The organism is Streptomyces sp. cmx-4-9 (genome assembly GCF_046548835.1).
In the GTDB taxonomy this organism is placed as follows: Bacteria; Actinomycetota; Actinomycetes; order Streptomycetales; family Streptomycetaceae; genus Streptomyces.
Window position 1 is genome coordinate 557062 of sequence record NZ_JAEBEE010000006.1, and the last position, 23727, is coordinate 580788.

Consider the following 23727-nt stretch of genomic DNA (forward strand, 5'->3'; position numbering starts at 1 on the left):
GATCTCTTCACTTACCATGACATCCCACTCATCAAAAATTTTTTAAGGGTAAGCATGGGAAAGCGGATGACAGTCGGGTCGGAGCAAGGGGCGTGGCTGCACCGACGGGCATCGCTTCCCGCGCTGGGTGCGGCGATTGCCATGTTCTGCATCACCGTCTACAACGCCCGACACGGTGAGGGCAACATGCTGGACAACAACTTCGTCCTGCGTGCTGCGCAGACCTTCGCTGACGGCGGATCGCCGTACGCGGACAAACGGTTCCTCTACTTCCCCAGTTCTGTCCTGATCGCCCTACCGCAGATCTACATACCCGTGCGCCTGCTGCCCTGGCTTGTACCGGCCATGACAGCGGCAATGGTCGTGGGTGGCTGGTTCTTCGCGCTGAGGCTGTTCCGTGTATCGGCTCTGAGCCGGCTGGCGGTCCTCGGTGTCCTGCTGATGTGCTTCCTCGGCCCGTTCCGGAATCTGGTGCTGCTGGGGAACTGGACCTCCTACTCAGCGTTGGCGCTGCCGCTGGCGCTGCTGCTGGCCCACCGCTCACGGTGGATCTGGGCCGGCGTGGTGGTCGGCCTTGCCATCGCCACCAAGCCCATGCTGGTCCCGTTCGCGCTGCTGTTCCTGATCGCCCGCCGGCCGAAGGCCTTCCTGGCCGCTGCGGCTGTCCCGCTCGTCTTCGCCCTGGGAGCGGCTGCTCTCATGGCGCAGCCCACTCTCTTCTTCACCAAGACGCTCCCCTTCATCCTGCAGGGCCAGGACGATTTCGCCCGTCCCTTCGATGCTTCTCTGGGTACTTTGCTGCCCCGGCTCGGCGTACCCGACGGTGTGGCGTCAGCACTTGGGGCGGCACTCGCCTTGGTGCTGCTGGTGGGAGCGTGGCGCCGCTGGAACCAGGGAGGCGACCAAGCGCTGCGTCTCGTGGAGAGCGGCACCATGCTCATGCTCGCCCCGCTGATCGCCAGCAAGCCCTCCTTTGATCACTATCTCTTCATCGTGCTGCCGGTCCTGCTGGCCTCGGTGACTCGGGCTGGCGCTGCGGCGTGTTCGGTGTGGATGGGCCTTGTGCTTGTCCCACGCCTCGCCGGCTTCTCGTTCTGGAAGCTCGACGCGATGTTCAACTGGGCTTACTCCGTGGCAGCGGTCAACGTGGTCTTCTCCCTCGTGCTTCTGCACCGGGCGTTTCTCCGCCGGGAGGACGACACGCAGCCGACGCAGGCGGGGTCTGGTGCTCCGGCCGGGGAGGAACTGGCGCGGGCCTGACGGAACTCGAGCCCGTCGTGCAAGGCGGGATAGGAAGCGCTTGGGTCATACCGACGGTGGGAGCCGGGGCCTGGGGCCGAGCCAGCGGTCGCGTCACCGCATCCCGGAAGGGTCTCCAGGGGTATCCCGGGCCAAGGTGCTGCGCATGGCGTGTCCCACACCTGTGTGGCGAGCACCGATCCGGGCCGCCAACGGTCCGGAATCGGGCCGAATGGCGATTGTCGTCAAATGATATTGTTGCCGATCGACCGGGTTGCTCGTCTCTGGCCTACGTGCCGAGGGGCGCTTGGAGCCGGTGGGTCTCCTTCGGCCCGGCGATACGTTTGTGATCGGCCGCGCCCGGCCGGTCAAGGCCGTCGGCGCGCCGCCGGCGGCCTCTCGCCCTCGCAGATTGAGACAAGCGGACAGCATGCACAACGCAGTAGCCCCGGCACGCAACGAAGCCTCCTCGCCGGTTCCCGTGTTGTCGGTGGTAATCCCGATCTACAACGAGCAGGAAGCGCTGCCGCTGACGGTTGCCCGCCTGCGTCCGATCCTGGACGGGCTGGAGGTCAGCTACGAGGTCGTCGGCATCGACGACGGCAGCACCGACGCGACCCCGATGATCATGCAGAGGCTCCGACAGGAGTGGCCTGAATTTCGAATAGTCCGTTTTGCCCGTAATTCCGGACATCAGGCCGCCTTGACCGCCGGCATCCATCGGGCTCACGGTGCCTACGTCGTCAGCATCGACGCCGACCTCCAGGACCCGCCAGAGAAGATCGCTGAGATGTTCGCGCTCGCCCGCGACAAGGACCTGGACATCGTCTACGGCGTACGGGGCGACCGCGGCACCGACACCTTCTTCAAGCGCCGCACAGCCGGGGCCTACTACTGGCTGATGCGCAAGCTCGTCGGCAAGAACATGCCGAACCAAGCAGGCGACTTCCGCCTCCTGAGCCGGGCTGCAGTCGACGCCCTGAAGTCCCTGCCCGAGCATCAGCCGGTCTACCGGCTGCTCGTACCCTGGCTCGGCTTCAGCAGCGGCGAGGTCGTCTACGTCCGTGAGGAACGCATCGCTGGCAGTACCCACTACCCGCTGTCCAAAATGGTCCGCCTGGCCCTGGACAGCATCACCAACTTCTCCGCCAGCCCGTTGCGGCTCGCCACATGGCTCGGCCTGCTGAGCTTCCTGGTCTGCTTCGCCCTGACGATCTACACCACACTCCAGTACGCATTCGGGTCACCCGTGCCCGGCTGGTCCTCGCTCTTCATGGCCATGCTCTTCATCGGCGGAGTCCAGCTCATCTGCGTAGGCCTGCTCGGCGAGTACATAGGACGGATCTACTCGGCCGTCCAAGCCCGACCGGCCTACTTCGTCGGCTATGACTCGGCCGAGGCCAGCGCCCCCGCGCGCAGCGACCAGACCGCCGAATACGCGGCCTGACCTGCCCTCTCCGCCGCGGGGAGGACGACGCACAGCCGGTAGGAAGACACAGACGCATGGCTACAACTGACAGCGCCAAGACCGACCAAGCGGTCTCCCCGGGGCGCCGACCTGGGCACCCCGTCCCGTCCGGCCGTGCCAGTCGTTCCCCGGCACACGCCGTCTGGCGGTTCTTGCCGGCGGTTGCGGCCTACCTCCTTCTGGTCTCCCTGCTCCTGGCCACCGACACCACCGTCAGCGACGTCGCCCGGTACACCTTCTACGTGCTCTGGGGCATCCTGCTCCCCGGCACCCTGGTGTTCCGGGCACTTCGCCGCACGCCGTACACCCTGGTCGAGGACCTTGCGTTCGGCGCTGTCACCGGCCTCGTCCTGGAACTGGCCGCCTGGGCCCTCTTCGTCGGCATCGGAGCCCAGACGGTCGCCATCGCCTGGCCCCTCGCCGTGGTGATCCCCTTCGCTGTGGTGCCGCGTCTGCGCCGGCACTGGCGGCCGCGCGGCTACCGCAGCCCCTCTCTGGGCTGGTCCTGGTCGGTCGCCGGGACCGTCATGCTCAGCAGTGCCTACTTCCACCAGGTCTTCCTGTCCCAGTACCCGGTCCTGGCGAACGAGGAGACCAGCCGGATCTTCGGCGACATGCCCTACATGCTGTCGCTCGCCGCCAACGCCAAGCACAACGTCCCGCTGACCCTTCCCCAGGCCGCCGGCGAGCCGCTGCACTACCACTGGTTCACCTTCGCCCACATGGCGATGACCGACATGGTCGGACACCTTGACCTGGCCGTGATCCAGTCCCGGCTCATGGTCCCGGCCCTGGCCGCGCTCGCCATGGTGATCACGGCCGTCGTGGCTCGGCGTCTCATCGGACGGGCCTGGGCAGGCCCGCTTGCCGCACTGCTGGTCTTCGCCGCAGGCGAGTTCACCGCGAGCTACCCCAACGGTGTGGACAGCTGGACATTCGGAGCGCCCGCGGTCCGGCTGGTCTACTGGGCAAGTCTCTCCCTGACCTACAGCCAGCCCCTGCTCATAGCGCTGCTGGGCGTCATAGGCGAGGCACTGCGAGGTCGCCATCACAGCAAAGATCACAGCCAGGGCACCAACTCCGCCCCGCCGATCGGTTGCGGGGCCTTCGTCTTGGTCGCCCTGTTCGCTGTGGCCTCCAGCGCCGCCAAAGCGAGCACCCTGCCCGTCACCCTCGCCGGACTCGCCCTCGCCGGACTGATGCTGCTGGTCAGCACGCGACGCGTCCCCTGGACCGTGGTCGGCCTGGGAGCGATCGTCGCAGGCGCCCAGGTGTTCGCCACCGCGGCCATCTTCAACTTCGAGAGCTACGGCCTGGAGATCGTCCCCTTCGGCAACGTGCGACAGTACTGGGCCGACGGGGGACACCCGCGCACGACGGCACTCCAGGCCCTCGTGGTCGCAGCCACCCTGCTCGCCTTCGCAGTGAACCACCAGCTGAAACTGCTCGGTGCGATCCCGCTCCTCCGGCGCCGCCGGTTCCAGCTGGAACCGGTCCAATGGTTCCTGCTCGGCGCCGCGGTCGCAGGACCGGCCGCCTACCTGCTCGTCAACGGCTACAACTCCAGCTACTTCACGATCGCCGCCCTTCCCTTCGGAGCGGTCCTCTCAGCCTGGGGGTACTGCGAGTCGTTCGAACGCGCCGCACTGCCCAAACCAGCCAGAGCAGCCCTCGCCGCCGGCACCGTAGCCTTCGTCGCGCTGCTCACCCTGGTGATCTACCGCTACTCGGACGACTGGGCCAGGTTCGTCCTGCGGTCCACCGGGGACGACCGTGCCGCCACCTCCTACTCCCAGCTCCTCCCCGCACTTGCCGCCGCAGCCGCACTGGCCCTGATCGCCCTCATATCCGGCCTTCTGTGGTGGGCATCCAGCCGGGTGAGGCCAGCCCTCGCTGGCCGCGGCGGCATCGTACTGTTGACCGCCGCCCTCGCCGTAAGCACTCCCGGTCTTTTCCACGACGCCCTCCAAACCCGTGAGACCCGGTGGACGTACTCGTGGGTGATGCCGGGGACGCAGGTCCAGGCGGCACGCTGGATTCGAGCGCACAGCGAGCCCGAGGACGTGCTGGTTACCAACAGCCACTGCTGGCAGTTCGAGGACTACGCCGACGGTGGCGGCTGCGACAACGTCCGCTCCCAGTGGCTCAGTGCATACTCGGAACGGTCCGTGCTGGTCGAAGGATGGGCGTACGCGCCGCGCGCCATGGCCATGGCAGGTGGCGCGGCAGCATATGGCGGCCCCTTCTGGGACCAGGAACTGTTCAAACTGAACGAGGGCGCCATCTACACCCCTACGACTGCGACATTGCGGCGGCTCCACGACCAATATCGAGTCCGCTACATGGTGGTGCACCGGCCGTCGGGCGTCGAATCACCTCGCCTCCACGACCTTGCGAAGAAGGTATTCGACAACGACCGGATGGCAATTTACGAGCTCTCCTGACGCGCCAGCAGCGGGGCAGAGACGGTCTAGGTGTGTTGTTCCGGGACGTTGGTGGCACGTGTGCTGGGTTCTTGAATGGGTGAGGGCCTCCGGGTTCGGTGTGGATTGCGACATCTACATCGATCCCAGGAGGTCCTCGTGGTCCACCGTACTGCCCCGCTGACCGAGACCAGCCGCCCGCACCACCAACCGCTGCGGACCCTGGCCGAGACCGAGGAACACGTCCTGCGGCTGCGCCGCGAACACCGGATCGGGCCCCTGCGACTGGCCGCCAGCTGCGGGATCGCCCCCTCAACCGCCTACCGCATCCTCACCCGGCACGGCCTGCCGCCCCTAGCAGCACTGAACCGGGCCACCGGCGAGCCCGTCCGCAGCTACGAACGGGTTCGGCCCGGCGAACTCGTCCACATCGACGTCAAGAAGCTCGGCCGGATTCCCGATGGCGGCGGCCACGGTCGCGCGGCCGGCAGCCCCAACAAAGACCGCCGCAACGGTGCCGGCTGGGCCTACCTCCACCCCGCCCTCGACGACCACACCCGCCTGGCTTACACCGAAGACCTGCCCGACGAAACCGCCGCCAGCTGCGCCGCTTTCCTCACCCGCGCCACCGCCTGGTTCGCGAGCCTGGGCATCACCGTTGAACGTCCTGACCGACAACCCCGGGGCCCACAGCAAGAACACCTGGCGCCAGACCGGCCGTGACCTGGGCATCCGCCCCCGCTGGACCAGCCTTGGCGGCCGCAGACCAACGGCAAGGTCGAACGCTTCCAACGCACCCTGCTCGAGGAATGGGCCTACCAACAGCCCTACACCTCAGGCCGGCAACCGAGCGTTTCGGCAGCTGGAAGACCGTCTATGAACGGCATCGACGCTGGTCGGGGACGGCATGTGGGACCGGATCCTGCATGCCGTCCAGGCTGACGCCAACCTCGCGGGTCGTATCGACTGGAGTTGTGAGCGTCGACTCGACATCCTGCCGTGCGCATCAGCACGCAGCCGGGGCCCGCAAGAAGAAGCCGGGCGCTCTGAAAAAAAAGATCGACGCCCCGGCACCACCGCCCTGATGAAGGGCTCGGACGGTCACGGGGCGGTCTGACCTGCAAACTCCATCTCGCCGGTGAAGGCGGATGCCGTCCTTTCACGTTCCTGATCACGCCAGGCCAGTGGGCGACGCACCGCAGATGATCGCACCCAAAGGTGGGCTGCCGGGCCCAGGCCATGGCAGGTGGCAGCAGAGGTGTGTTCCTCTGCTGCCACCTACAAGCGGCCATACGTTGGGTCAGGGGGCTGTCTGCAGCCACGGGCTCCAGAAAGCCGGTGGTCAGGAGCCCAGTCCGCCGGGGATCTCCACCCAGTTGGTGCCCCACTGGCGGGTGTTGAAGTTGGCGTCGATGTTGTAAGCGCGGCCGTCGATACCGATGCCGTAGAGGTGCAGGACGTTGCTGATTACCGTGCTGGAGAGGGAGGCGAGCTTCCGGTTGTCGCCGGGATGGATCCAGGAGCCCCACTGCCCGGCGTCGTAGTTCGCGTACGAGACGTACAGTAGGTTGTCCGTGCCGGTGATGTTGAGGTGGACGGTGTTGGCGTTGGCGGCGGCGGTCACGCTTTTCGCGCCGGCTGCACCACCGGGAACTTCGACCCAGTTGGACCAGTTGCCGGTGTTGTAGTTGGCGTCCTTGTTGAAGACCTTGCCGTCGGCCCCGATACCGTAGATGTGCACGACGTTGTTGGCCGTGACACTCGTGAGGGCGGTCAGACCGCTGCCGTCCAGCCGCGTCCACAGAGTCCGCTGACCGGTGTCGTAGTTGGCGTCCGCGTTGTACAGGGTGCCGTCGGTGCCGATGATGTTCAGGCGGACCGTGTTGCCGGTGGCCGTCGCGGTCACGCCCTTCGCGCCGGCGGCCCCGCCGGGAATCTCACTCCAGCCGGTCCACTGGCCACTGGCGGGATCGAAGTCCTTACCGAAGACCTTGCCCTCGGCACCGATGCCGAAGACCCGCACCACGTTCTTGATCGTGACACTGGTCAGGGAGGTCATGCCTTCACCGTCGCCGCGTGTCCACTGCTGCGTCCACTGACCGGCCCCGTAGTTCCCGGCGGTGTTGTACACGGCGCCGTGGGTGCCGATGAGGCTGATGTGCGCGGTGGAGCCGACCGCCGAGGTGGCGATCTGCTGACCGCCCGCCACGCTTGCTGCCGCCTTCGTGGTCTGGCTGATCCAACCGCCGAGGTCGCCGACGCGAGTGGTGAAGGCGCCGGCTTTGGTTTCGGCGCTGTCGAAGCAGTTGTTCTGCCAGGAGCGGCTGGCGATGGCTGCGAGGGCGGGCTTGCCATTCTCGGTACGCAGGGCCGGTGCGCCGGCGTCGCCCTTGCACAGGCTGGCGTCCACGGGGGCCTTGGCGGCGATGTCGAAGCCCGTCGCGGTTGCAGTGCCGGTCGTGTAGGTCGCGGAGTGCAGCTTCGAGGGGACCCACTCATTGCTAGTTCGGCCGTAGCCGGCGAGCGTGAGTTCCTGTCCCGCCGCGGGGGCGGCGGCCGACAGCGGGACGGGGGCGATGCCTGCCGCGGGTACGGCGAGACGGGCCAGCACGAGGTCGCGGTCGGCGTGCGGTACTAGATCGACGATGTCGCTGGTGTGGCCGTCGGTGGAGACCAGGTCGGCCCGCCCGAGGGTCAGCACCGTCTTGTTCTTGGGGGCCCCGGCGGGGACGGTGTTGCTCTCGGCGGGCTTGTCGGCGAAGCAGCTCTTGGCGGTGACGACCCAGCGCGGGTCGACCAGCGCGGCGGTGCAGGACCGCGTGTCACCTACCTTCAGCTTGCCCGTGAACGCCAGCGGGTGGTCGCCGCCGGCCGGGGGCTGCGGGGCCGGGGAGCTGGACCCGGTGACCCGCATTTCCAGCAGGACGGAATCCTTGGGGTCAGCGGGGTTGGCCTCGCCGAAGCCCTTTGTGGTGTCTTCGGGAACATCGAGGGTCTGGGGGGTCGCACCGCCGATGGAGAAGCTGGCCCTGATGGAGCGGTCGACGGTCTCGATCCGGTAGGCCTGCGGGATGTTCACCTTCAGGTAGCCGGTGTTCGCTGCCTTGAAGCAGATCCGGGACTCATGGGTGAGCAACTTCCGGGCCCACACCATGATCTGGTAGTCGCTACCGGTGCAAGAGGCAAGGGTGATGTTGCCGTCACCGGCGATCAGGTCGGCACCCGTCACGGTCTGGAAACCAGGTCCGAAGGGGTAGGCGCCGTCCTCGACGGCGAAGGGAGCTCCGCCGTTGGCGGGGGTGACCGGCTCGGCGGAGGCGAGCGGGGCAGGCGCCCCGGCGACGGCCGCGACGGCGATGGCTGCGGGCAGCCAGCTGCGTATACGCACTGGTGTTGTCTTCGCTTTCAGTAAGGTCCCGCCCGCACTCGGAGTGGAGGGGGCGGGCCTTCAACGACGTGGAGACCATCCGCGCGGGAGCGCGGGCGGTTGAAGATCGCCTGGGGGGGCCGCAGGAAGAGTAGCCGCTCTATCGGGACGCGCGCACCCGCGTTCGTCAAGAGGAACACACAGCGAGATGGCCATTGAAGAGATGGTGAACAGCGCTGCCTGCGTACAACTCTTCCGTCCACACCCAGTCCTTGCGGGAGCGGACGTGCGCTGTGAGCGGAAGTCAATCTCGAACATGGAAGCGATTCTTGCGTGTACCCCGATGCCCTGAATACAGTGTGCGTGCTCAGTGATAATCCACGCCTCCGGCCTGGGGGAGCCGCGAAACGTGGGGTGGCGGATCGTCACGAGCAACGAAGGACAACAACTGGCGCCGCCGAGAGGCGGCGCCCTTTCGCGCGCCGCCATTCGGCTGGCGCCCTAGAAATATCGGGGGGTTATTTCCGTGCGTCACCACACAGGCCGTCAGGCCAGGTTGTGGCGGCAGGGATATGCGTCCGCTGGCCGAGCCAGCCGCATTTTGCTTCCGCTCGCCCTGCTTGCCGGGCTGGTCTCCGCGGCACCTGCTGCCGCCGAGGAGCCAGGCACGCCACCGCTGTCCGACCGTCAGCGTGTCCTTGAGAGTTGGAAGTCCGGCGGGCCAGCCGCTAAGTCGGCCGCTGGATCAGCGCTCCTCGGCAATGACGAGCAGCTCCGCGCCTACCTGGCCGAAGGCCAGAAGGTCGCTGACGAGCTCGATCTGCGCGAGGCCGCGCTCAAGCTGGCCACCGAGGCAGGGCCAGGCCTGAGCGAGGCCGCCCGTAATGCGCTGAACGGCACGCCCGAGCAGCTGGCCACGTTCATGAAAGATGGCTGGAAGGCCCCGCTCGCCGACGACCAGCGCGTCGAGGCCGCCCGGATCACCGAGGGCGGTGGCCCCGGTACCCGCGCGGCCGGCGACCAGGCCATGCGCGGCACCCTCGACGACATCAAGGCCTTCCTCACCGAGGGCCAGTACCGGCAGCGCGACGACGACGCCCGCGTACGCGTCGCCCAGATCGAGGCCGCCGGTGGGCCAGCCACGAAGCGGGCCGCGGGCGAAGCGCTGAAGGGCTCGATCGACGACGTCCGCGACTTCCTGACCTACGGGCAACACATCACCCGCGCCCAGGACCAGGAACACGCCACCATCACCGACCTGGCCCAGCAGACCAAGGACGCCCAAGCCGCCGCGGAGAAGGCGAAGAAGAGCGCTCAGGAACAGGCCGAGAAGGCCAAGACCTCCGCCGCTCTCGCCAAGGCGGAGACCGCGAAGGCGGCCGCGGAGACCAAGGCCGCCAAGAACGACGCCCTGCGGGCCGCTGACGCCGCCCGCCGAGCAGCCGAGTCCGCCCGCCGCGCCGCAGCAGCTGCTCGCACCGCGGTTGCGGCGGCTCGCGCCGCCAACGCGGCTGCGCAGGCCGCGGCGATCGCCGCGTACAACGCCTCCACCGCCGCCCTGTACGCCTCCCAGGCCGCCAGCCGCGCCTGGGACGCGGCGTCATCGGGCCAGGTCCACGAAAACATCGCTGCCGAAGCCACGCGAGCAGCCGATGAGGCCAGCCGGATCGCGGACTCGACCGACGCGGTCCGCCAGACCCTCCTGCACTCCAGCGCCGCGCTGGACGCCTCCATGTCGGCCATCGTCGACATGAACACCTCCGCCGATTTGGCGATGGAGTCCGACAACTGGGCCAAGCAGTCCGGCGCCCACTACGGCCAGGCCGCCGCAGCATCCGCCTCCGCGCGCCGGCATGCCGCCGAGGCCAAACGCGCCTCAGAAGCCGCCCGAGCCCACGCCAATGCCGCAGCCGCCGCCGCCAGCGAGTCCGCTGCCGCGGCCCGCTCCGCAGCAGGTCACGCCCGCAACGCCGCGGCCGCCGCTCGCAACGCCGCCCAGCACGCCGGCAATGCCCAAGCCGCCGCAGACCAGGCCAAGGCCAATGCCGCGGAGGCCATGGCAGCCGCCCAGCGCGCCGGGACTGCGGTCACGCAGGCGCAGGCGGTGCAGGACAAGGCCCGCCAGCGCGAGGCCGAGGAGGTCGCGGCCCGCACTAACAGCCAGGTCAACGAGGCCCGCGACGCCAAGGACCTCTTCGACCAAGGTAAGACCGAGGCCAACCGGCTCCTGCAGGAGAGGGTCAAGCTCGACAGCGACTTCACACAGCTCGCCACTCAGGCCGAACAGCCCGGCGCCGTTCCCGCCCAGATCGCCATTGCTGGCCGCAAGATGGCCCTGACCGCACTTCAGGTCCGCGGCCCATGGGTTCGCGCTGCAGCCGAGGCCGCACTCGCCGGTGACGACGCGGGCGTGATCGCCTTTGCCACCGACGGCTGGAAGAAGGCTGCCGAGCAGGACGACCGCCAGCAGGTCAACCAGATCGCCCAGAACGGCGAGTACAAGGACCTGCGCGACGCCGCGACCACTGCGGTCGCGGGAACCGTTGAACAGGTGCGGGTGTTCCTGGCAACTGGCCAGTACCAGGCCGCGGCCCCGGACCGTCGCGTCGAGGTCGCTCGCATCGCCGAGGCGGGTGGACGTGGGGTGAAGGAGGCGGCAACCGCCGCGCTGCATAACTCCAACCCCAAGGCCCTCGAAGAGTTTCTGCAGTTCGGGCAGTATCAGGCGCGCTTGGAGGACGACCGGGTCGAGGCTGCCCGCCTCGCCGAGGGTGGCACCCCTGAGGTCAAGGCCGCGGCCGAGACCGCCCTCGCTAGCCCGGACACGAATCTGCGGACATTTGTGGAGTCCGGCCAGCACCGGGCCAAGCGACGTGACCAGCTCAACGAGGCCCACATCGCCCAGGTCAAGGCGATCATTGCTACCTCCAGCGAGGTAGCCGCCCGTGCCTACGAGGATGCCTACAACGCGGCCAAGGCCGCCTCTGCCGCTCAGGGCCACGCCAACGACGCCGCCGGACACGCGAACAAGGCCGCCGAGTACGCCGCTCAGGCTAACGGCCACGCCACCCAAGCCAAGCAGTCGGCCGACAACGCCCGCAAGTCCTCCAACGACGCCGCCGCATCCGCCACCACTGCACGCAACGCCGAAAAGCAGGCAGCCAACAGCGCCGCACGCGCTGAGTACTCGGCAATGTCCGCCTACGCCAGCTCCCAGGCTGCGGCGGGCTATGCCGAAAGCGCCTTCCAGGCGGCCGAGCAGGCACGCCGCTCCGCCGCCAACGCTGGCATGAGTGCCCAGGAAGCCCAGCTCAAGCACCAGCAGACCGTCCAGCGCTACGTGACCGACGCGTACAGCAAGGAGGTTCAAAAGCGCCAGGCCGAAGAGGCAGCGTCGCTCAGGAGCATCCTGACGCAGCTCGGAGTGCGCTTCCTCGGCGCCCTCGTCAAAATGCCGACGGAGATCTCGGTCGAAGCCCGCCTCGACGTACTTCACGGCGTGCTGGACGTCCTCGGCTTGTTCCCGGGACCCGGCGAGTTCGCCGACGGCGCCAACTGCGCGATATACGCCATCGAAGGCATCGTCGAATTCTTCCATCCCTGGGGCCGTGACGGCGTATGGAAGGATGCGGGTCTGGCTTGTGCCTCCATGGTCCCCATCGCAGGCTGGCTCACCACGCCCTACAAATGGGCTCGGTATTCTGAAAGGTACGGCCCAGGCGCCAAGGCGCTCTTCAACGACCTAAGGGACCTGCTCAAGAAGGTTCCCATCTGTAAGGTGGGCAAGAACAGCTTCCCGGCAGGCACGCCGGTGTTGATGGGCGACGGTACTAGTCTGCCTATTGAAGAAATTGAAGTCGGGGACAAGGTAAAGGCGGCAGATCCCGTCACAGGAATCACCGGACCCCGCCGCGTTGCGGCAGTTATCTATACGCCGGATGATCGGGACTTTACCGATGTAACCCTGGCGGGACGGGACGGGGGAGGTTCCGTCACAGCGACGGATCATCACCCATTCTGGTCAGTAGGGTCTCGGGAGTGGACGAATGCAGCCAACCTGAAGGTCGGCGGTACCCTGTTGGCATCCAGCGGAGATGCAGTCCAGGTAACTGAGGTCCGGCACCGGAAGACGCTTCAGCCCGCCTACAACCTCACGGTCGACGACCTTCACACGTACTATGTGCTGGCGGGTAAGACTCCGGTCCTCGTTCACAACTCTGGGACATGCCCGAAGTGGGTATCGAATCAGGCGAGAGCTGGCGACCTTGCGGGCAAGTACACCCAGGGGCAGACGACTCGAGATCCAGCGTCGCAGTGGTATCACGAGGAACTGAGCAACGACGAACTCTTGGCCGCAATCAACAACGCCGCCGAGGGAGACGGAATCGCCGTCTCGCCAGGGGGAACGATCCTTGGAGGTCATCATCGCTGGGACGAGCTCCAAACGAGGATCAGGGATGGGCGTATCGATCCAAACACGCCAATCCGTATCGACGTCTATGGTGGGGAGTAGTGGCTCGTGCCTATGATTCATTGGAACGACCCAGATTTCCGTGTCTGCCAGATTGATTTCGAAACGCTGCTCGCGATCCAGTTGGAGGCGGAGAAGCGAGGATGGGCAACTCGATGGTCCTCGGTGGACGCTCTTCGTAGTCAGGTTAAAGGAGGAGTTGTTCTCATCCAGTCCCTGATGCGCGAGGAGCGAGGAAATGCTATCCGGGCCTATCGATGCCTTGTGTTGTTCTCGGCTGCCGATGGCGAGGGTTCCGGCGGAATTGCCACGATCGATCTTGATCCGGCGAGGTTTGAATCCTTGGAGCGACTCGATCGAGAGCCGGATGTTCGAAGGGCGCTTGCTCGAATGTTCTCCCTTGCTATGGGCGGGATCTCGATGGTCTCAAAGAAGTAGTGAGGCCCTATTGGGGCCCGCGGGTAGATTCGTGGACGCTTCTGACTGGCTGGAAGTCTTCTCAGGTTACGGAAACCGAACTCTCTGTTCGGTATAGTTCCTGCCAACTTCCTTAGTATTCTCTGGGACCCGCTGCTTAGTCGGCGGGTCCTGGTGCTATTTGACCGCAGCGCCAGCGGACGACGGCTGGTGGAGGATCGTGCTGGACGTATGCGTTGACTCCTGTGTGGGCTCGGCCGGGATCGGATACTGCGCTTGTTCTTTATGATCTTTCAAGGTCTGCCGCTGCGTCCGGCTGTGTCTACTACCTTGAAGCCATGACGAACGGCGGGCTGGCACTCGCACTTCGCTCGGCGGCGAGCGGGCTGAGCTGTTCTGGAGTGCGTGCAGTCCCCTTGCATACAGAGATCTGTCCGGCACAGTCGCCTTCCTGGACCGAGAGGTCACTGCGACGGACGGCCGCGTCAGCCAGCTCAAGCTCACTGGATCCGCAATGGCGCTGCTTGTCATCACCAACGCCGCACTCACATGACCGATCGCGCCTTCGAGCTCTATAGGCTTCGAGCGGCAGAACCTTTCCGGCCTGGGCGCCCCCGCTTGTAGTGAGATGGTGGGGCAGTAGCAGTGTCGGTGCCGGGGTAGTTGCGCCTGCGAGCCCTCCGCGACGAGCTGGTGGCTCATACCCCGTCTTGTTGTCTGGTGGCCGGACAACAAGACGGAAGCCGGTCCGCTTCTACGAGGCGGGTTCGTACACGACGGTGGTGGTGGAGCAGTCTTCGGCGAGCCCGAGGAGGGCCTGGCGCTGGGTCTCGTCGACGGCCAGGTCCCAGCGGAGCTTGGTTCCGACCCAGGTCGCCGCGTAGGTGCAGTGGTAGGACCCGTCGGACGGCAGCCACTCGGCCGGGTCCCGGTCCGCCTTGGACCGGTTGGAGGCTGCGGACACCGCGATCAGCGTGTCCGGCGACGCCTGGTCGTTCGCGTACGCCTCCCGGCGAGCCGCCGACCACGGGACTCGTTCAGCTGGCGGGGAGCGTCATTCGAACCGTGCGGTATTCCTGTCTGCCCCAATGGCTGCGTAGCCCGAGCAGGCGTCTCGACCGTGCGGCGGCGGGCCCAGCCAGGAGTGCCCTGCTTGCGACCTGGGAACACACCCTGAGGATGTGTTGGGCGATGCCGACCGACCTGAGGGTGGAGGGCTGACCGTCACAGCCGGATCTGCAACACCTGGCCCGGCCAGAACGACCCGTCCCAACGCAGCACCTCGAACTCCAGGGTCGCCGTGAACCCCAGCTCCTCGTACTCGCGCACCAGGCGGCCGTCCTCGCCGGCCCAGCAGTGCGTCCGGAGCAGTCGTGCGCCACACCGGTAGGCCTCGGCCTGGGCATCGGCAACCAGGGCCGCCATGCTGAGCTGCCGGTGCCTCATCCTGGTCACCAGGAGATGCAGGTAGAGCTCAGGGTGGTCGACCGGCGGAACGAACTCTGGGGCCTCGTCGGTGAGCACCGAGCCACCCGTAACGCGCAGCAGGTCCCGGCAGATCCGTGTCTGTCCGGCCCGCGTGTGGCCCAGCACCTGCTTGACGATCAACGGAGGGTCTTCCCACTCCAGCGTTTCGTACAGGTGGGGGTGCCGTGCCAGGACGAGCCATGAGTTGTAGTCGTGGAGCATCCCCAGGAAGTCCTCCACCTCTTCAGAACCGCCCGCACCGACCGTCATGTCGCTCAAGCGCACTCCCCGGGATACGCCGATCCAGCAGCCGCTGATCATCGTATCGCCACGGATTGGCGCGCTTCAGGGCACTCCACCGCCTCGTCCGAGTCGAATACCTCGGCGAGGGGCACGAAGTGGTCGACGTCGAGCCGCGCCGAGTCCGTCACCACGACGTTGTCGTAGGCGCTGCGCCAGGATCCGCCGGTCAGCTTGCATCCGGCCGCTACCTCCGGCGCTACCGCGGCCTCGGCGAGGATGACTTCCTTGCGGGTGTCGCAGCCGTCCCCGGCGTTCAAGCCGCGGTTCCAGTGCTTGTACAGGTTCCGCTGGTAGCCCTCGCGGTGCTCGGCGGCCACGGGCAGCCGGTCGATCGCTTCGAAGAGCGGCAGCGGAGCAAGCACCCCGGCCGGGCCGGCCACACCGGCGGCCGCCGGTGCGGCCGTGGTGGTAGGGGCGGAGTTCGCGGCCGGTGCGGCGAGGACGGGAAGGGCGCAGAGGGCGAGCGCGGGCAGGCCACGCAGCATCAGGTTCTTGATCACACAGGCGGGTGTAGCGGGCTTGGCCCCGGCCACAACAGGCCTTCGGTGGACAACTCACTGGTGCGGGTGCCCGTATTCACCGAAGAAACGGACCTGCTGTCTCCGCCGGGCCGATGCGCAGCTGATGCGAAGAAGTACCCACCGCCTGTGCGGGTCAGCGGCGCGCGTGGATGGCTTGCGCTGCCGCGAACACACCGTGATCAAGGGGTGCCGTGACCACCGTCGACGGGTTGCGATCGCGCTCCAGCCGGGCTTTGAGGTCGCCATCCCGGTCCACGGTGACGTGCCCCAGCAGGGGCAGCCCGACCGAGGCCATGTTCGCTTTCACGGCCTTTACGAATTCCGGATCGGGGCTTGGCTGGTCTTCGGTCCATCGGGTCTCGGCAGTGACCATGCCCAGAAGAGCGACGGGGTGGTAGAGGAAGCGCCGGTGGCGATCTCGCAGGAGCGCAGCGCTCTGATCGGGCGACAGAGGAACGCGCTCGGTTCGGGTATCGAGGCCCTGCCGACGGGTGCTGTCGTGGTTGTTGATCACGTGGGGCTGCTGCTCCTTGCTGCTGACGTTCCCTGAGAGGTTGCGGTTCCCTGGCGCCAGTTCTGGGTCTCACCATGGATGAGCGGGCGGTGCCGCCGTAGGCGGGGAGGACCGCCCGTGAGAGCTATGCCTCAGTCCACGTTCCGAGATGCTTGCGGATCTGGACACAGAAACTTGTCAGCTGAGGATCCGGGCTCAGGTGGTGTCCTTGCGCGAAGACGGTCTCCAGCCACGCGAGCTTGTTGCTTGCGGAGATGCTGGGGACCCAGCATTCGAGTTCGCCCACAGGAACGAGAAAGACACCGAGCTTGGCCAGAGCATTGATCAGGCGTGTGGCTGCCCCGTGGGCATTCGTCCCGTTGAGCGCGCTGAGCCCGGCCTTCTTGAGGTGCTTCCAGCCGCTCGAAGCCTTGACCAGGTCGCCGATCCTGGAGGCTGCTGCTGCCGGGAGGGGATTGCCCTCGCTGGCCCTGCCGATGGCCTCGTTCATCTGCTTGCGGAACTCGGCGACCGTCAGAGTGGTCCGGCTCTGGTTGGCCTGGTCGTTAAGAGTCTTGACGTCGCTGGAGACGTCCTCCCAGGACCCACGGAGTGTGGTGACAGCATTCCGGACGTCGACGCTGTTGCGCAGGAAGTCGAGGTCTGCAATGACGGCGGTCGGGATGCCGCACTGCTGCAGGCGGTCGGCGGTAGCGGTGAGGCGGGGTTTGCCGTTGGTGTGCAGGAAGAGGGTGTTCTCCGGCTTCGCCGGGTCCTTCGTGGCGTCGAAGGCGGCTGCGTAGAACTGACAGTCACCCTCGGACTCGCAGAGCACGACGCGGTCGTGGAACAGCCCGGAGATGATGTTGGAGTAGCGCAGCAGTGGAGTACGCAGCAGCTCCCGGACGGTGCCTGGTTCGAGGACCCTCGCTGTTGGAGTGCCGCTGCGGTCGAGGCGCACGAGAGCAAGTTCGCGGTCGGCTTCCGCGTCGAGGACGCCAGCGAGGAAGTCGGCACTATGCGTGGCTACGAACACTTGCGAGGGCCCCGGCATGCTCGCGAGCAGCCGACCCAGGAGGCGCGCCTGAGGAGGGTGGAGGAAGGCTTCCGGTTCGTCGATGATGACCACGGGTGCGGGGCGGACCATGGTGTGCAGGAGCAGCTGGGCGAAGCTCTTGAATCCATCGCCCTGCGACTCGACGGTCGGGAGGCGGCGGAAGGCTGAGACCACTTCGGGCGCCGGCGGAGGGGCTCCTTCGGCTACCTGCGGGTCGCCCACGCGCAGGGTGATCGAAGGGCCGTAGCGGTCGACGACGACCGGCTCGGCGAACGCCTGTTGCATGAGGTCGGAAAACTGCCGCTCCGCGTCACGGTCCTCGAAGAGGTGCTGGACGGGGGAGTGCCCGGGCTCAAGAAAGTCCCACAGGGAATCCTGGGCTTCGACCCGAAGGCGGTCATCGGTCCACTGTGCTTGGGTCAGCAGCCCGCTGAACTGGTCCCAGCGCCCGTGTTCCCACCACTGCGAGAGCATGTCCAGCGGGAGCGCCGCCCCGGTGCCGGTTCGGTACTGCACCGCGCTGTCCGAGGCTGGCTGCCAGGACCGGTGTCCCCGTTCCTTGAGCCACGCGAGGAACTCCTTCCCGCTGCCTTCGGCCTCCGACCGGGCAGTGCGCACCCAGTGGGGGTTGCTCGCCACCATCCCGGGACTGGTGACGAATGGCGCCAGCTCGTGAAGCAGCAGGGACTTACCGCTGTTGTTGGGGCCGATGAAGAGAGTCATCCCGTTCTTCGGCGGATGGATCGTGACATCTCCGGTGAGATTGATCTCGGCGACTGCGAACGTGACTGCCACAAGACCCCCCCGTACGCCTGGATCGGCGTTTTCGCCGCCCTCCTGGCGAGGCAGCTTACCGGGACACAGACGCCCGGCTACGGGTGTTTCGGCGCCGTCTGGTGGCGGCAACCGATGTGTCCGCTGCGAGGTAGTTGCAGTTCAACCGCGGGGTGGTCGTCGCTTCTTTGTGTCCGGTGTGGTGGGGGTGGGGTGGTGGGGGTGGGGCGCGTGGCGTGGTGGTGTGGCGTGGTGGTGGTGGTGGTGTGGGTGGCGGGTGTGGCGCGGTTGCGGTGTGGCGCGGTTGCGGTGTGGCGCGGTGCGGTGCGGGGGTGTCGGGGCGGGGTGCGGGGTCGTTGGTGGGGGTGATGTCCGGTGTCGGCGCGCCTGGTTTCCCGGCTCGCGGTCGCACGGTCCTGCACCATTTTTCAGGCATTAGAAATTGGCAGCCAGTTAGTACGTAATGGGGGCAGTAAGCCCCCGGGGCGCCGGAAAGCCGGTATCGGCTGGCACGGATTATGAGGGGCCTTGGGTGGCAGTCGGCGCGGACGGGAATACGGGTGGGCGGCGTCGTGAACGCCAGGCCGGTGAACCACGGAAGAAGCGCTTCTACGTGTCCTTCAGCGACACCGAACTGGCCGTCGTGCGCACCGCTGCGGAACGCGAGGGGATGGCGTCGGCGGCATGGGCCGGGCGCCAGGTGATGGCGGTCGCGCAGCACGTGCTGGTGCCGGTCTCCCGGGACGCTGGGGACGTACTGCGGGAGCTGGTCCAGGCTCGGGTCCACCTGCGGGAGACCGTCGCCGCGCTTCGCTCGCTGACCGTCACCGGCCCGTCCGGGGCCGGCCTTCCGGAGTCGGCCGCGACCGTGGTGGAGGAGACGCTGAAGGCGGTGGCCCGCCTCGACGCGGCGACGGTCGCGGTGATGCGGGAGAGGCGCCCGCGGTCGTGATGCCGAAGAAGGCGGAGACGGGTTCGACGACGATCGACCTCCTGGACTACCTCTTCGGTCCGGGCGAGCGCGACGAGCACGTCGACCCGCACCTCGTCGCGGGCTGGGACCCGGACCTGCCGTGCCCTGCCCGCACCCCGGCCCGTATGACGCTCGCCGACCTGGCGCTCCTCCTGGACGCCCCGGTCGAAGCGCTGCGCGGACCAAAGCCGGAGGAACACGTGTGGCACATCTCGGTCCGCAATCACGCCGACGACCGGCTGCTGTCGGACGAGGAATGGGCGGAGGTCGCCGCCGCCATGGTGCACGCCGCGGGCATCGCCGCCCGCGGCGACGAGCAGGCCTGCCGGTGGGTCGCGGTACGGCACGCGGACGACCACATCCACATCCTGGCGACCCTCGCCCGCCAGGACGGCCGGCACCCCCGCGTGCGCGGCGACATCCTCAACATGCACACCGCCGCCCGCGTCTTCGAAGCCCGCTGGGGCCTCACCCCGATGTCGCCCCTGGACCGCACCGCGCGCCGCCGCCCCGTCACCGGCGAGGCCGAGAAAGCCGCCCGCCGCGGCCTGACGGAGACCGCCCGGGAGTCCCTGCAGCGCACGGTCCGCCAGGCCGCCGCCCTCGCTCACGGCGACACGGATTTCCTTGACCGGCTTCGCGACGCGGGCTTGCGCGTGCGCGAACGCCGGGGCGACGACGGCGCCCTGGTCGGGTACTCGGTCGCGCTGCCGGGGGACCGTGCCGACGGCGGCACCCGCCCGGTCTGGTTCGCGGGCTCGACGCTCGCCTACGACCTGTCGCTGCCCCGGGTCCGCGAGCGGTTCGACCCGCTCGTCACCCCGGCGGAGTGGGCGCTGGCCGAACACCGGATCCGGGAAGCGTCCGCCCTGTTGGGCCGCGCCGGGCAGGACGAAGGCGCGGGCGACGTCGCCGCCCTCGGTGACCTCCTGGCCGTGGCCGCCGCCCACGCTCCGGCCCTGGTCCGCGACCGCGTCCAGGCAGCGGCCGACGCCTTCGAGCAGGCCGCCCGCGCCCCCGGCGCCCGCTCCCTCGAAGGCCGCGCCCGTGCCGGATGGCGCGCCTCGACCCGGGCCTTGGAGCGGGCCCCGCGCGCGGCCCGGGGCGGCGGCGCCGCGGTCGTCCTCACGCTGCTGCTCGCCCTCGTGGAGGCGGTGGAGGCCGCCGCCGACTGGCACCGGGCGCAGGCCTTCCGCGCGCAGGCGAAAGCCGCTGCCGAAGCCGCCGTCCTGCTGCGGGAAGCAGCCGGCCTGACCGGCACCCCGCCCCCGACCACGAAGCCGCGTACCGGTCGGGTGGTGCGCACACAGGGCCGTGGCCTGCCCGGGGCTGCGCCTGTTACCGGTGTATCGGTCCGGCCGCGCCCGGATCCCGGCCGGCCGGGCCCGTCCCGTACGCGCTGACCCCTGACTGAGGGAGCTCCTGCCGATGACGTACCCGCCCCAGCCCGAGCCGTTCTCCGAAGCGCTCGGGGAAGCCGCGCAGACCGCCGCGATGGCCTACCGGCTGATGATGACCATCACCGACGCGGTCCGCCGCGCCACCCAAAAACGGATCACGGGCAAGGAGGAGGAACTCAGCGAGGACGCGGAGAAGATGGCCCCGGGCTGGTCGGCCGACCAGCTGCGCGGCGTCCTCGGCGACGACATCCTCGCCGAGCTGATGGCGGGCGCGGACTGGCCGGTGATGGCCCGCCAGCTCGTCGGCCTCCAGCAGGCCGGAGTCGACCTCGGCACGTTCCTGCCGCAGATGGGCCGCATGACCGCCGCAGTCCACCAGGCCGTCGTGGCCAACGCGGCCCGGACGAAGGCGGAGGGCACCGACCGGTGGGCAGACCTCCTGAAGTCCACGATGCCGGAGGGCATGGTGCGCGACGCGATCCTTGCCTCCCCGGCCTGGCCGGACATCGCGGCCGCGATGGGCCAGCTCGACGCCAAGGGCATCGACGTGGCCCGGATCCTCCTCGACGCGCACGCCGCCGGAGCGGGCGTCGACCAGGCCGTCGCCGCCGTCACCACCGCGGCCGCCGCCAAAGCACCCGCGCCCGCCCCGGCCACCCCGGCGCCCACCGCCGCCCCGGCCACCCCGGCGCCCACCACCGCCCCCGTTCCCGCCCCCGCTCCCGCTGCTCCCGGTGCTCCCGGTGCTGTAGCGCCGCCGGCCCGGGACGGGCTGGCCTCGCGCATGGGCGGCTCCGGCGACCCGTGGGGCGCGCCTCCGGCGGGACGCGTACCCGCACCCGCTCCCGCCCCGGCTCCGGGCACCGCGCCCACCCCCGCCCCCGCCCCCGCTGCTGCGCCGGTGCGGGAGGCCGCCGACCCGTGGGCGCCACCCGCGAGTACGGACGCGAAGCGCTCCTGGGGCCCGCTGACCGAGGGGTTGAACGTGCCCCGGGACCTGGACCTCGGCGACCGCGCGAAGGCGCTGGAACAGCTTGGCGTCAACCGGCTCGCGCACGCCGCGATCGTCGGCGTCGTCAAGGACGTCCTCCCCGAGTCGGAGGCGGGTCTCCTGGTCGGCTCCCGTCAGTGGCCGCTGCTGGCGCACCGCATGGACCAGATCCGCGACCAGGGCGGCACCGGTCTCCTTGCCGCGCACCTGGCCCGCCTGGGGACCGACACCACCTGGAAGGAGACCTCTGGCTCCACCACGGTCGGCCGTCTCGTGGACGCGACCCTGCATTCGCTGACGACACCGCCCTCGACTCCGGCCGCGCCCGTGTCCCGGGTCCGCGTCTCCCCGACGGCGGCCCGATCCCGCTCCGCCACCACGCCCGCCGCCGCGGCCCCTGGACAGCAGGCCCCGACGGAAGCTGCCGTCCCTGCTCACCGGCAGCAGGTCGCACCGGCCAGGGGTGCGGGGCGTACGCGGTGACGGCGGCGGCTCCCACACTCGGACGCCGCGGGCGCGGTGTCCGCTTCCGGGTGTGGACGGATCGCGTACGGGCGCGGACGGGCCGGTGGGCGCCCACCGGCCGGGACCGGATCGGAGTGGAGGGGATGCTGATCGCCGTCCCCATGCAGGTGCTGGGCTGGCGGGCGGGTCAGGTCGGCCTGGAGCAGGCGGACTATGTCCTGACCGCCCTGAGCGGGTTCGTCGCCCTGGCCACCATCTACCGGGCCCTGGTCTACCGGCGGCCGGGCACCGGGCCGTCTCCGGCGGGGCCGTTGGTGCGGCCCTCGGAGGAAGTCCAGCAGCACGCGGCCCGCGAGGCGGGCGCCGGGCCCACAGCATGACCGGCGAGAACTGCGAGGAAGGGGGAAGCGGATGGTGATGACGGGCAGGCAGCGCCGGGCTGGTGGCAGTGCGCTGGCGGGGACCGGGCTGGCCACGACCGGCTGGTGGGCGCAGTGGTCCGGGTACGAGGTCGTGGGCCTGGCCTTGACGCTGCTGGCCGGGATTGTGGTGCTGGGCGGTGCGTGGCGCTCAGGCGCCCTGCACCTTCCGCAGGCTGCCGAGCCGGCGCCGGACATCGCCACGCCGCCGCTGTCCTCGGCGCGGGCCAAGGCGGACCAGGAGCGGTCGATGCGGTTGCTGAAGGCGATCGACGAGGCCGCCGACGACGGTCTCGGGCAGGGAGGGGAGCTGTCGGAGTTCGAGCGGATCGTCTTGTACGGGGTGGCGGAGCTGCCGGGCCGGGAGTACCCGCCTGCCGGGCACGGCTACCCCGCGCGTGAACACCCCGGAAGTTCCCGTCAGTCCCGCGCGCGTGTCCTGTCACTGTCCGAGAGCCGCTCGACGTGGCCGCGCCCCAGCAGACCGACGACCTCCCGCTCCAGGTACTGCATGAGGGCCTGGGCGCCCGTCTGGCAGGCTGCTGCGCCCCGTCCGGACATGGAGTCATGGGCGCCTTCGCCGTGGCCCTGCGGGCCGTACGGCCGCTTTCACGCCGCAGTGCGCCGCCCGGGGCTCCGGCTGCGCTGGGGGCCCGTCGGAGGAGTACGGGGTCTCCCGCGGGCTTCGCACCGAGCCCGGGGTCTGCAGCCGAGGGCGACGACACCTTCATGCAGGATGTCAGCACCGCTGACTGCCGGACGGTGAATCCGTCACCTCGTTGCACCGGTCGGCGTCACCTCGATGACACTGGCCTTCCAGCAGACCCGCAGCTTCACAGGGCATGAGGGACAGTCAGCGGCCCAGCTGCGAGGCCGTGTTCGCATTCGCCGCGTACACGTAGGCGGACCCGCCCGCTGTACCCCGGATCGCCGTAGCGGACCGATTCCCGTATCTATCCGGGCACCAGAATGAAGCACACACAGGTAGGATGAAACCTGGCCCTCGACGGCCTCTCGGTGAAGGCCCATGAGACCCCGTAGCAGGAAACCAGCAACCGACCGAGGAACCCCGCCGTGGATGCCCGTGCGGAGAGGTTCTTACCCTGCTTATGGGGACTCCCCACCGACCGTCAGCCGAGCGAAGGCAGTACCCCTCTCGCTGCTGCCAGCCGGGACCGCGAAGCGGGCCCTGGTCCTGGAGGCGAAGCCGGAAGGGCCGGGGTGGGAGCGAAGCGGACACCCCAACAGGCCGAAGGCCTGGACCCCGTGAAACGGGGTCACCTCCCCCGCGAAGCGGGGGAGCCCATGGGCCCGCGCAGCGGGCCCCGCCCGGGGGTAGCGCAGCGGAACCCGGGCAGTCCGAAGCGAAGCGGAGGACCCCGGCCGACGGCCGGCCTTGCTCGGCAACGCCGCGCCCGCCGCGCGCCGCGCGGCGGTTCGTTGGCACAGCGCGCAGCGCTGTGGGACCCGCTCCGCGGG

16 protein-coding genes and 2 pseudogenes are annotated in these 23727 nt (G+C 68.7%); 11 read left to right on the forward strand and 7 right to left on the reverse strand.

Translation table 11 applies throughout. The features are described from left to right. Nucleotides 1-141 precede the first annotated feature (141 nt). The 5 genes and pseudogenes from ACLJTM_RS21570 to ACLJTM_RS21590 form a co-directional block, all read left to right on the forward strand. Nucleotides 142-1260 (forward strand): glycosyltransferase family 87 protein, encoded by a 1119-nt coding sequence (locus ACLJTM_RS21570; protein WP_411105279.1) that lies wholly within the window; start codon nucleotides 142-144, stop codon nucleotides 1258-1260. Between the two features lie 469 nt (nucleotides 1261-1729). Then, a complete protein-coding gene (locus ACLJTM_RS21575; protein WP_411105280.1) occupies nucleotides 1730-2686 on the forward strand; it encodes a glycosyltransferase family 2 protein in 957 nt (318 codons plus the stop codon). A 173-nt stretch (nucleotides 2687-2859) separates the two neighbouring features. After that, nucleotides 2860-5151, forward strand: a complete 2292-nt coding sequence (locus ACLJTM_RS21580) for a hypothetical protein (protein ID WP_411105281.1) — start codon at nucleotides 2860-2862, stop codon at nucleotides 5149-5151. 75 nt (nucleotides 5152-5226) lie between these two features. Further along, nucleotides 5227-5976: pseudogene (locus tag ACLJTM_RS21585) on the forward strand (DDE-type integrase/transposase/recombinase); the annotation flags it as partial. Beyond that, nucleotides 5952-6359: pseudogene (locus ACLJTM_RS21590) on the forward strand (IS5 family transposase); the annotation flags it as partial. The pseudogenes ACLJTM_RS21585 and ACLJTM_RS21590, both read left to right, overlap by 25 nt. 113 nt (nucleotides 6360-6472) lie before the next feature. On the opposite strand, the gene ACLJTM_RS21595 reads toward ACLJTM_RS21590, so the two are convergent. Beyond that, nucleotides 6473-8518 carry a trypsin-like serine protease gene (locus ACLJTM_RS21595; protein WP_411105282.1) on the reverse strand — a complete coding sequence of 682 codons (2046 nt, stop codon included), beginning with the start codon at nucleotides 8516-8518 and terminating at the stop codon, nucleotides 6473-6475. A 505-nt stretch (nucleotides 8519-9023) separates the two neighbouring features. Between ACLJTM_RS21595 and ACLJTM_RS21600 the strand changes: the two genes are divergently transcribed. Together ACLJTM_RS21600 and ACLJTM_RS21605 are read left to right on the forward strand one after the other, a co-directional pair. Continuing rightward, the gene (locus ACLJTM_RS21600; protein ID WP_411105283.1) at nucleotides 9024-13010 is read left to right on the forward strand and encodes a polymorphic toxin-type HINT domain-containing protein; all 3987 of its coding nucleotides are present in this window, start codon (nucleotides 9024-9026) and stop codon (nucleotides 13008-13010) included. A gap of 12 nt (nucleotides 13011-13022) precedes the next feature. Further along, nucleotides 13023-13406 carry a hypothetical protein gene (locus ACLJTM_RS21605; RefSeq protein ID WP_411105284.1) on the forward strand — a complete coding sequence of 128 codons (384 nt, stop codon included), beginning with the start codon at nucleotides 13023-13025 and terminating at the stop codon, nucleotides 13404-13406. A gap of 733 nt (nucleotides 13407-14139) precedes the next feature. Here the strand turns inward: ACLJTM_RS21605 and ACLJTM_RS21610 are convergent. From ACLJTM_RS21610 to ACLJTM_RS21630, 5 genes are all read right to left on the reverse strand, one after another. After that, nucleotides 14140-14349, reverse strand: coding sequence for a hypothetical protein (locus ACLJTM_RS21610; RefSeq protein WP_411105285.1), 210 nt, complete (start codon nucleotides 14347-14349; stop codon nucleotides 14140-14142). 260 nt (nucleotides 14350-14609) lie between these two features. Next, a complete protein-coding gene (locus tag ACLJTM_RS21615) occupies nucleotides 14610-15131 on the reverse strand; it encodes a GNAT family N-acetyltransferase (protein WP_411105286.1) in 522 nt (173 codons plus the stop codon). Between the two features lie 38 nt (nucleotides 15132-15169). Continuing rightward, nucleotides 15170-15655, reverse strand: coding sequence for a hypothetical protein (locus ACLJTM_RS21620; RefSeq protein ID WP_411105287.1), 486 nt, complete (start codon nucleotides 15653-15655; stop codon nucleotides 15170-15172). A 154-nt stretch (nucleotides 15656-15809) separates the two neighbouring features. After that, nucleotides 15810-16190: a hypothetical protein gene (locus tag ACLJTM_RS21625; protein ID WP_411105288.1), complete on the reverse strand. Its 381-nt coding sequence runs from the start codon at nucleotides 16188-16190 to the stop codon at nucleotides 15810-15812. A gap of 124 nt (nucleotides 16191-16314) precedes the next feature. Then, the gene (locus ACLJTM_RS21630; RefSeq protein WP_411105289.1) at nucleotides 16315-18021 is read right to left on the reverse strand and encodes an ATP-dependent nuclease; all 1707 of its coding nucleotides are present in this window, start codon (nucleotides 18019-18021) and stop codon (nucleotides 16315-16317) included. Nucleotides 18022-18613: 592 nt separating this feature from the next. Here ACLJTM_RS21630 and ACLJTM_RS21635 point away from each other — a divergent pair. From ACLJTM_RS21635 to ACLJTM_RS21650, 4 genes are all read left to right on the forward strand, one after another. Continuing rightward, on the forward strand, nucleotides 18614-18952 hold the full coding sequence (locus ACLJTM_RS21635; RefSeq protein WP_411105290.1) for a hypothetical protein: 339 nt from the start codon (nucleotides 18614-18616) through the stop codon (nucleotides 18950-18952). Next, entirely contained in the window at nucleotides 18949-20376 is a 1428-nt protein-coding gene (locus ACLJTM_RS21640) for a mobilization protein (RefSeq protein WP_411105291.1), read from the forward strand. Before ACLJTM_RS21635 ends, ACLJTM_RS21640 begins: the two co-directional genes overlap by 4 nt. A 25-nt stretch (nucleotides 20377-20401) precedes the next feature. After that, nucleotides 20402-21847, forward strand: a complete 1446-nt coding sequence (locus tag ACLJTM_RS21645) for a hypothetical protein (protein WP_411105292.1) — start codon at nucleotides 20402-20404, stop codon at nucleotides 21845-21847. A 125-nt stretch (nucleotides 21848-21972) separates the two neighbouring features. After that, nucleotides 21973-22209, forward strand: a complete 237-nt coding sequence (locus ACLJTM_RS21650) for a hypothetical protein (RefSeq protein ID WP_411105293.1) — start codon at nucleotides 21973-21975, stop codon at nucleotides 22207-22209. A 459-nt stretch (nucleotides 22210-22668) separates the two neighbouring features. On the opposite strand, the gene ACLJTM_RS21655 is transcribed toward ACLJTM_RS21650, so the two are convergent. Next, nucleotides 22669-22809 (reverse strand): hypothetical protein, encoded by a 141-nt coding sequence (locus ACLJTM_RS21655; protein WP_411105294.1) that lies wholly within the window; start codon nucleotides 22807-22809, stop codon nucleotides 22669-22671. Between the last annotated feature and the right edge of the window lie 918 nt (nucleotides 22810-23727).

Bases quoted from the DNA above. Each gene is read 5' to 3' on its own strand.
- ACLJTM_RS21605 (WP_411105284.1), top strand. From the start codon at position 13,023: ATGATTCATTGGAACGACCCAGATTTCCGTGTCTGCCAGATTGATTTC.
- ACLJTM_RS21570 (WP_411105279.1), top strand. From the start codon at position 142: ATGTTCTGCATCACCGTCTACAACGCCCGACACGGTGAGGGCAACATG.
- ACLJTM_RS21650 (WP_411105293.1), top strand. From the start codon at position 21,973: ATGCTGATCGCCGTCCCCATGCAGGTGCTGGGCTGGCGGGCGGGTCAG.
- ACLJTM_RS21655 (WP_411105294.1), bottom strand. From the start codon at position 22,809: ATGTCCGGACGGGGCGCAGCAGCCTGCCAGACGGGCGCCCAGGCCCTC.
- ACLJTM_RS21645 (WP_411105292.1), top strand. From the start codon at position 20,402: ATGACGTACCCGCCCCAGCCCGAGCCGTTCTCCGAAGCGCTCGGGGAA.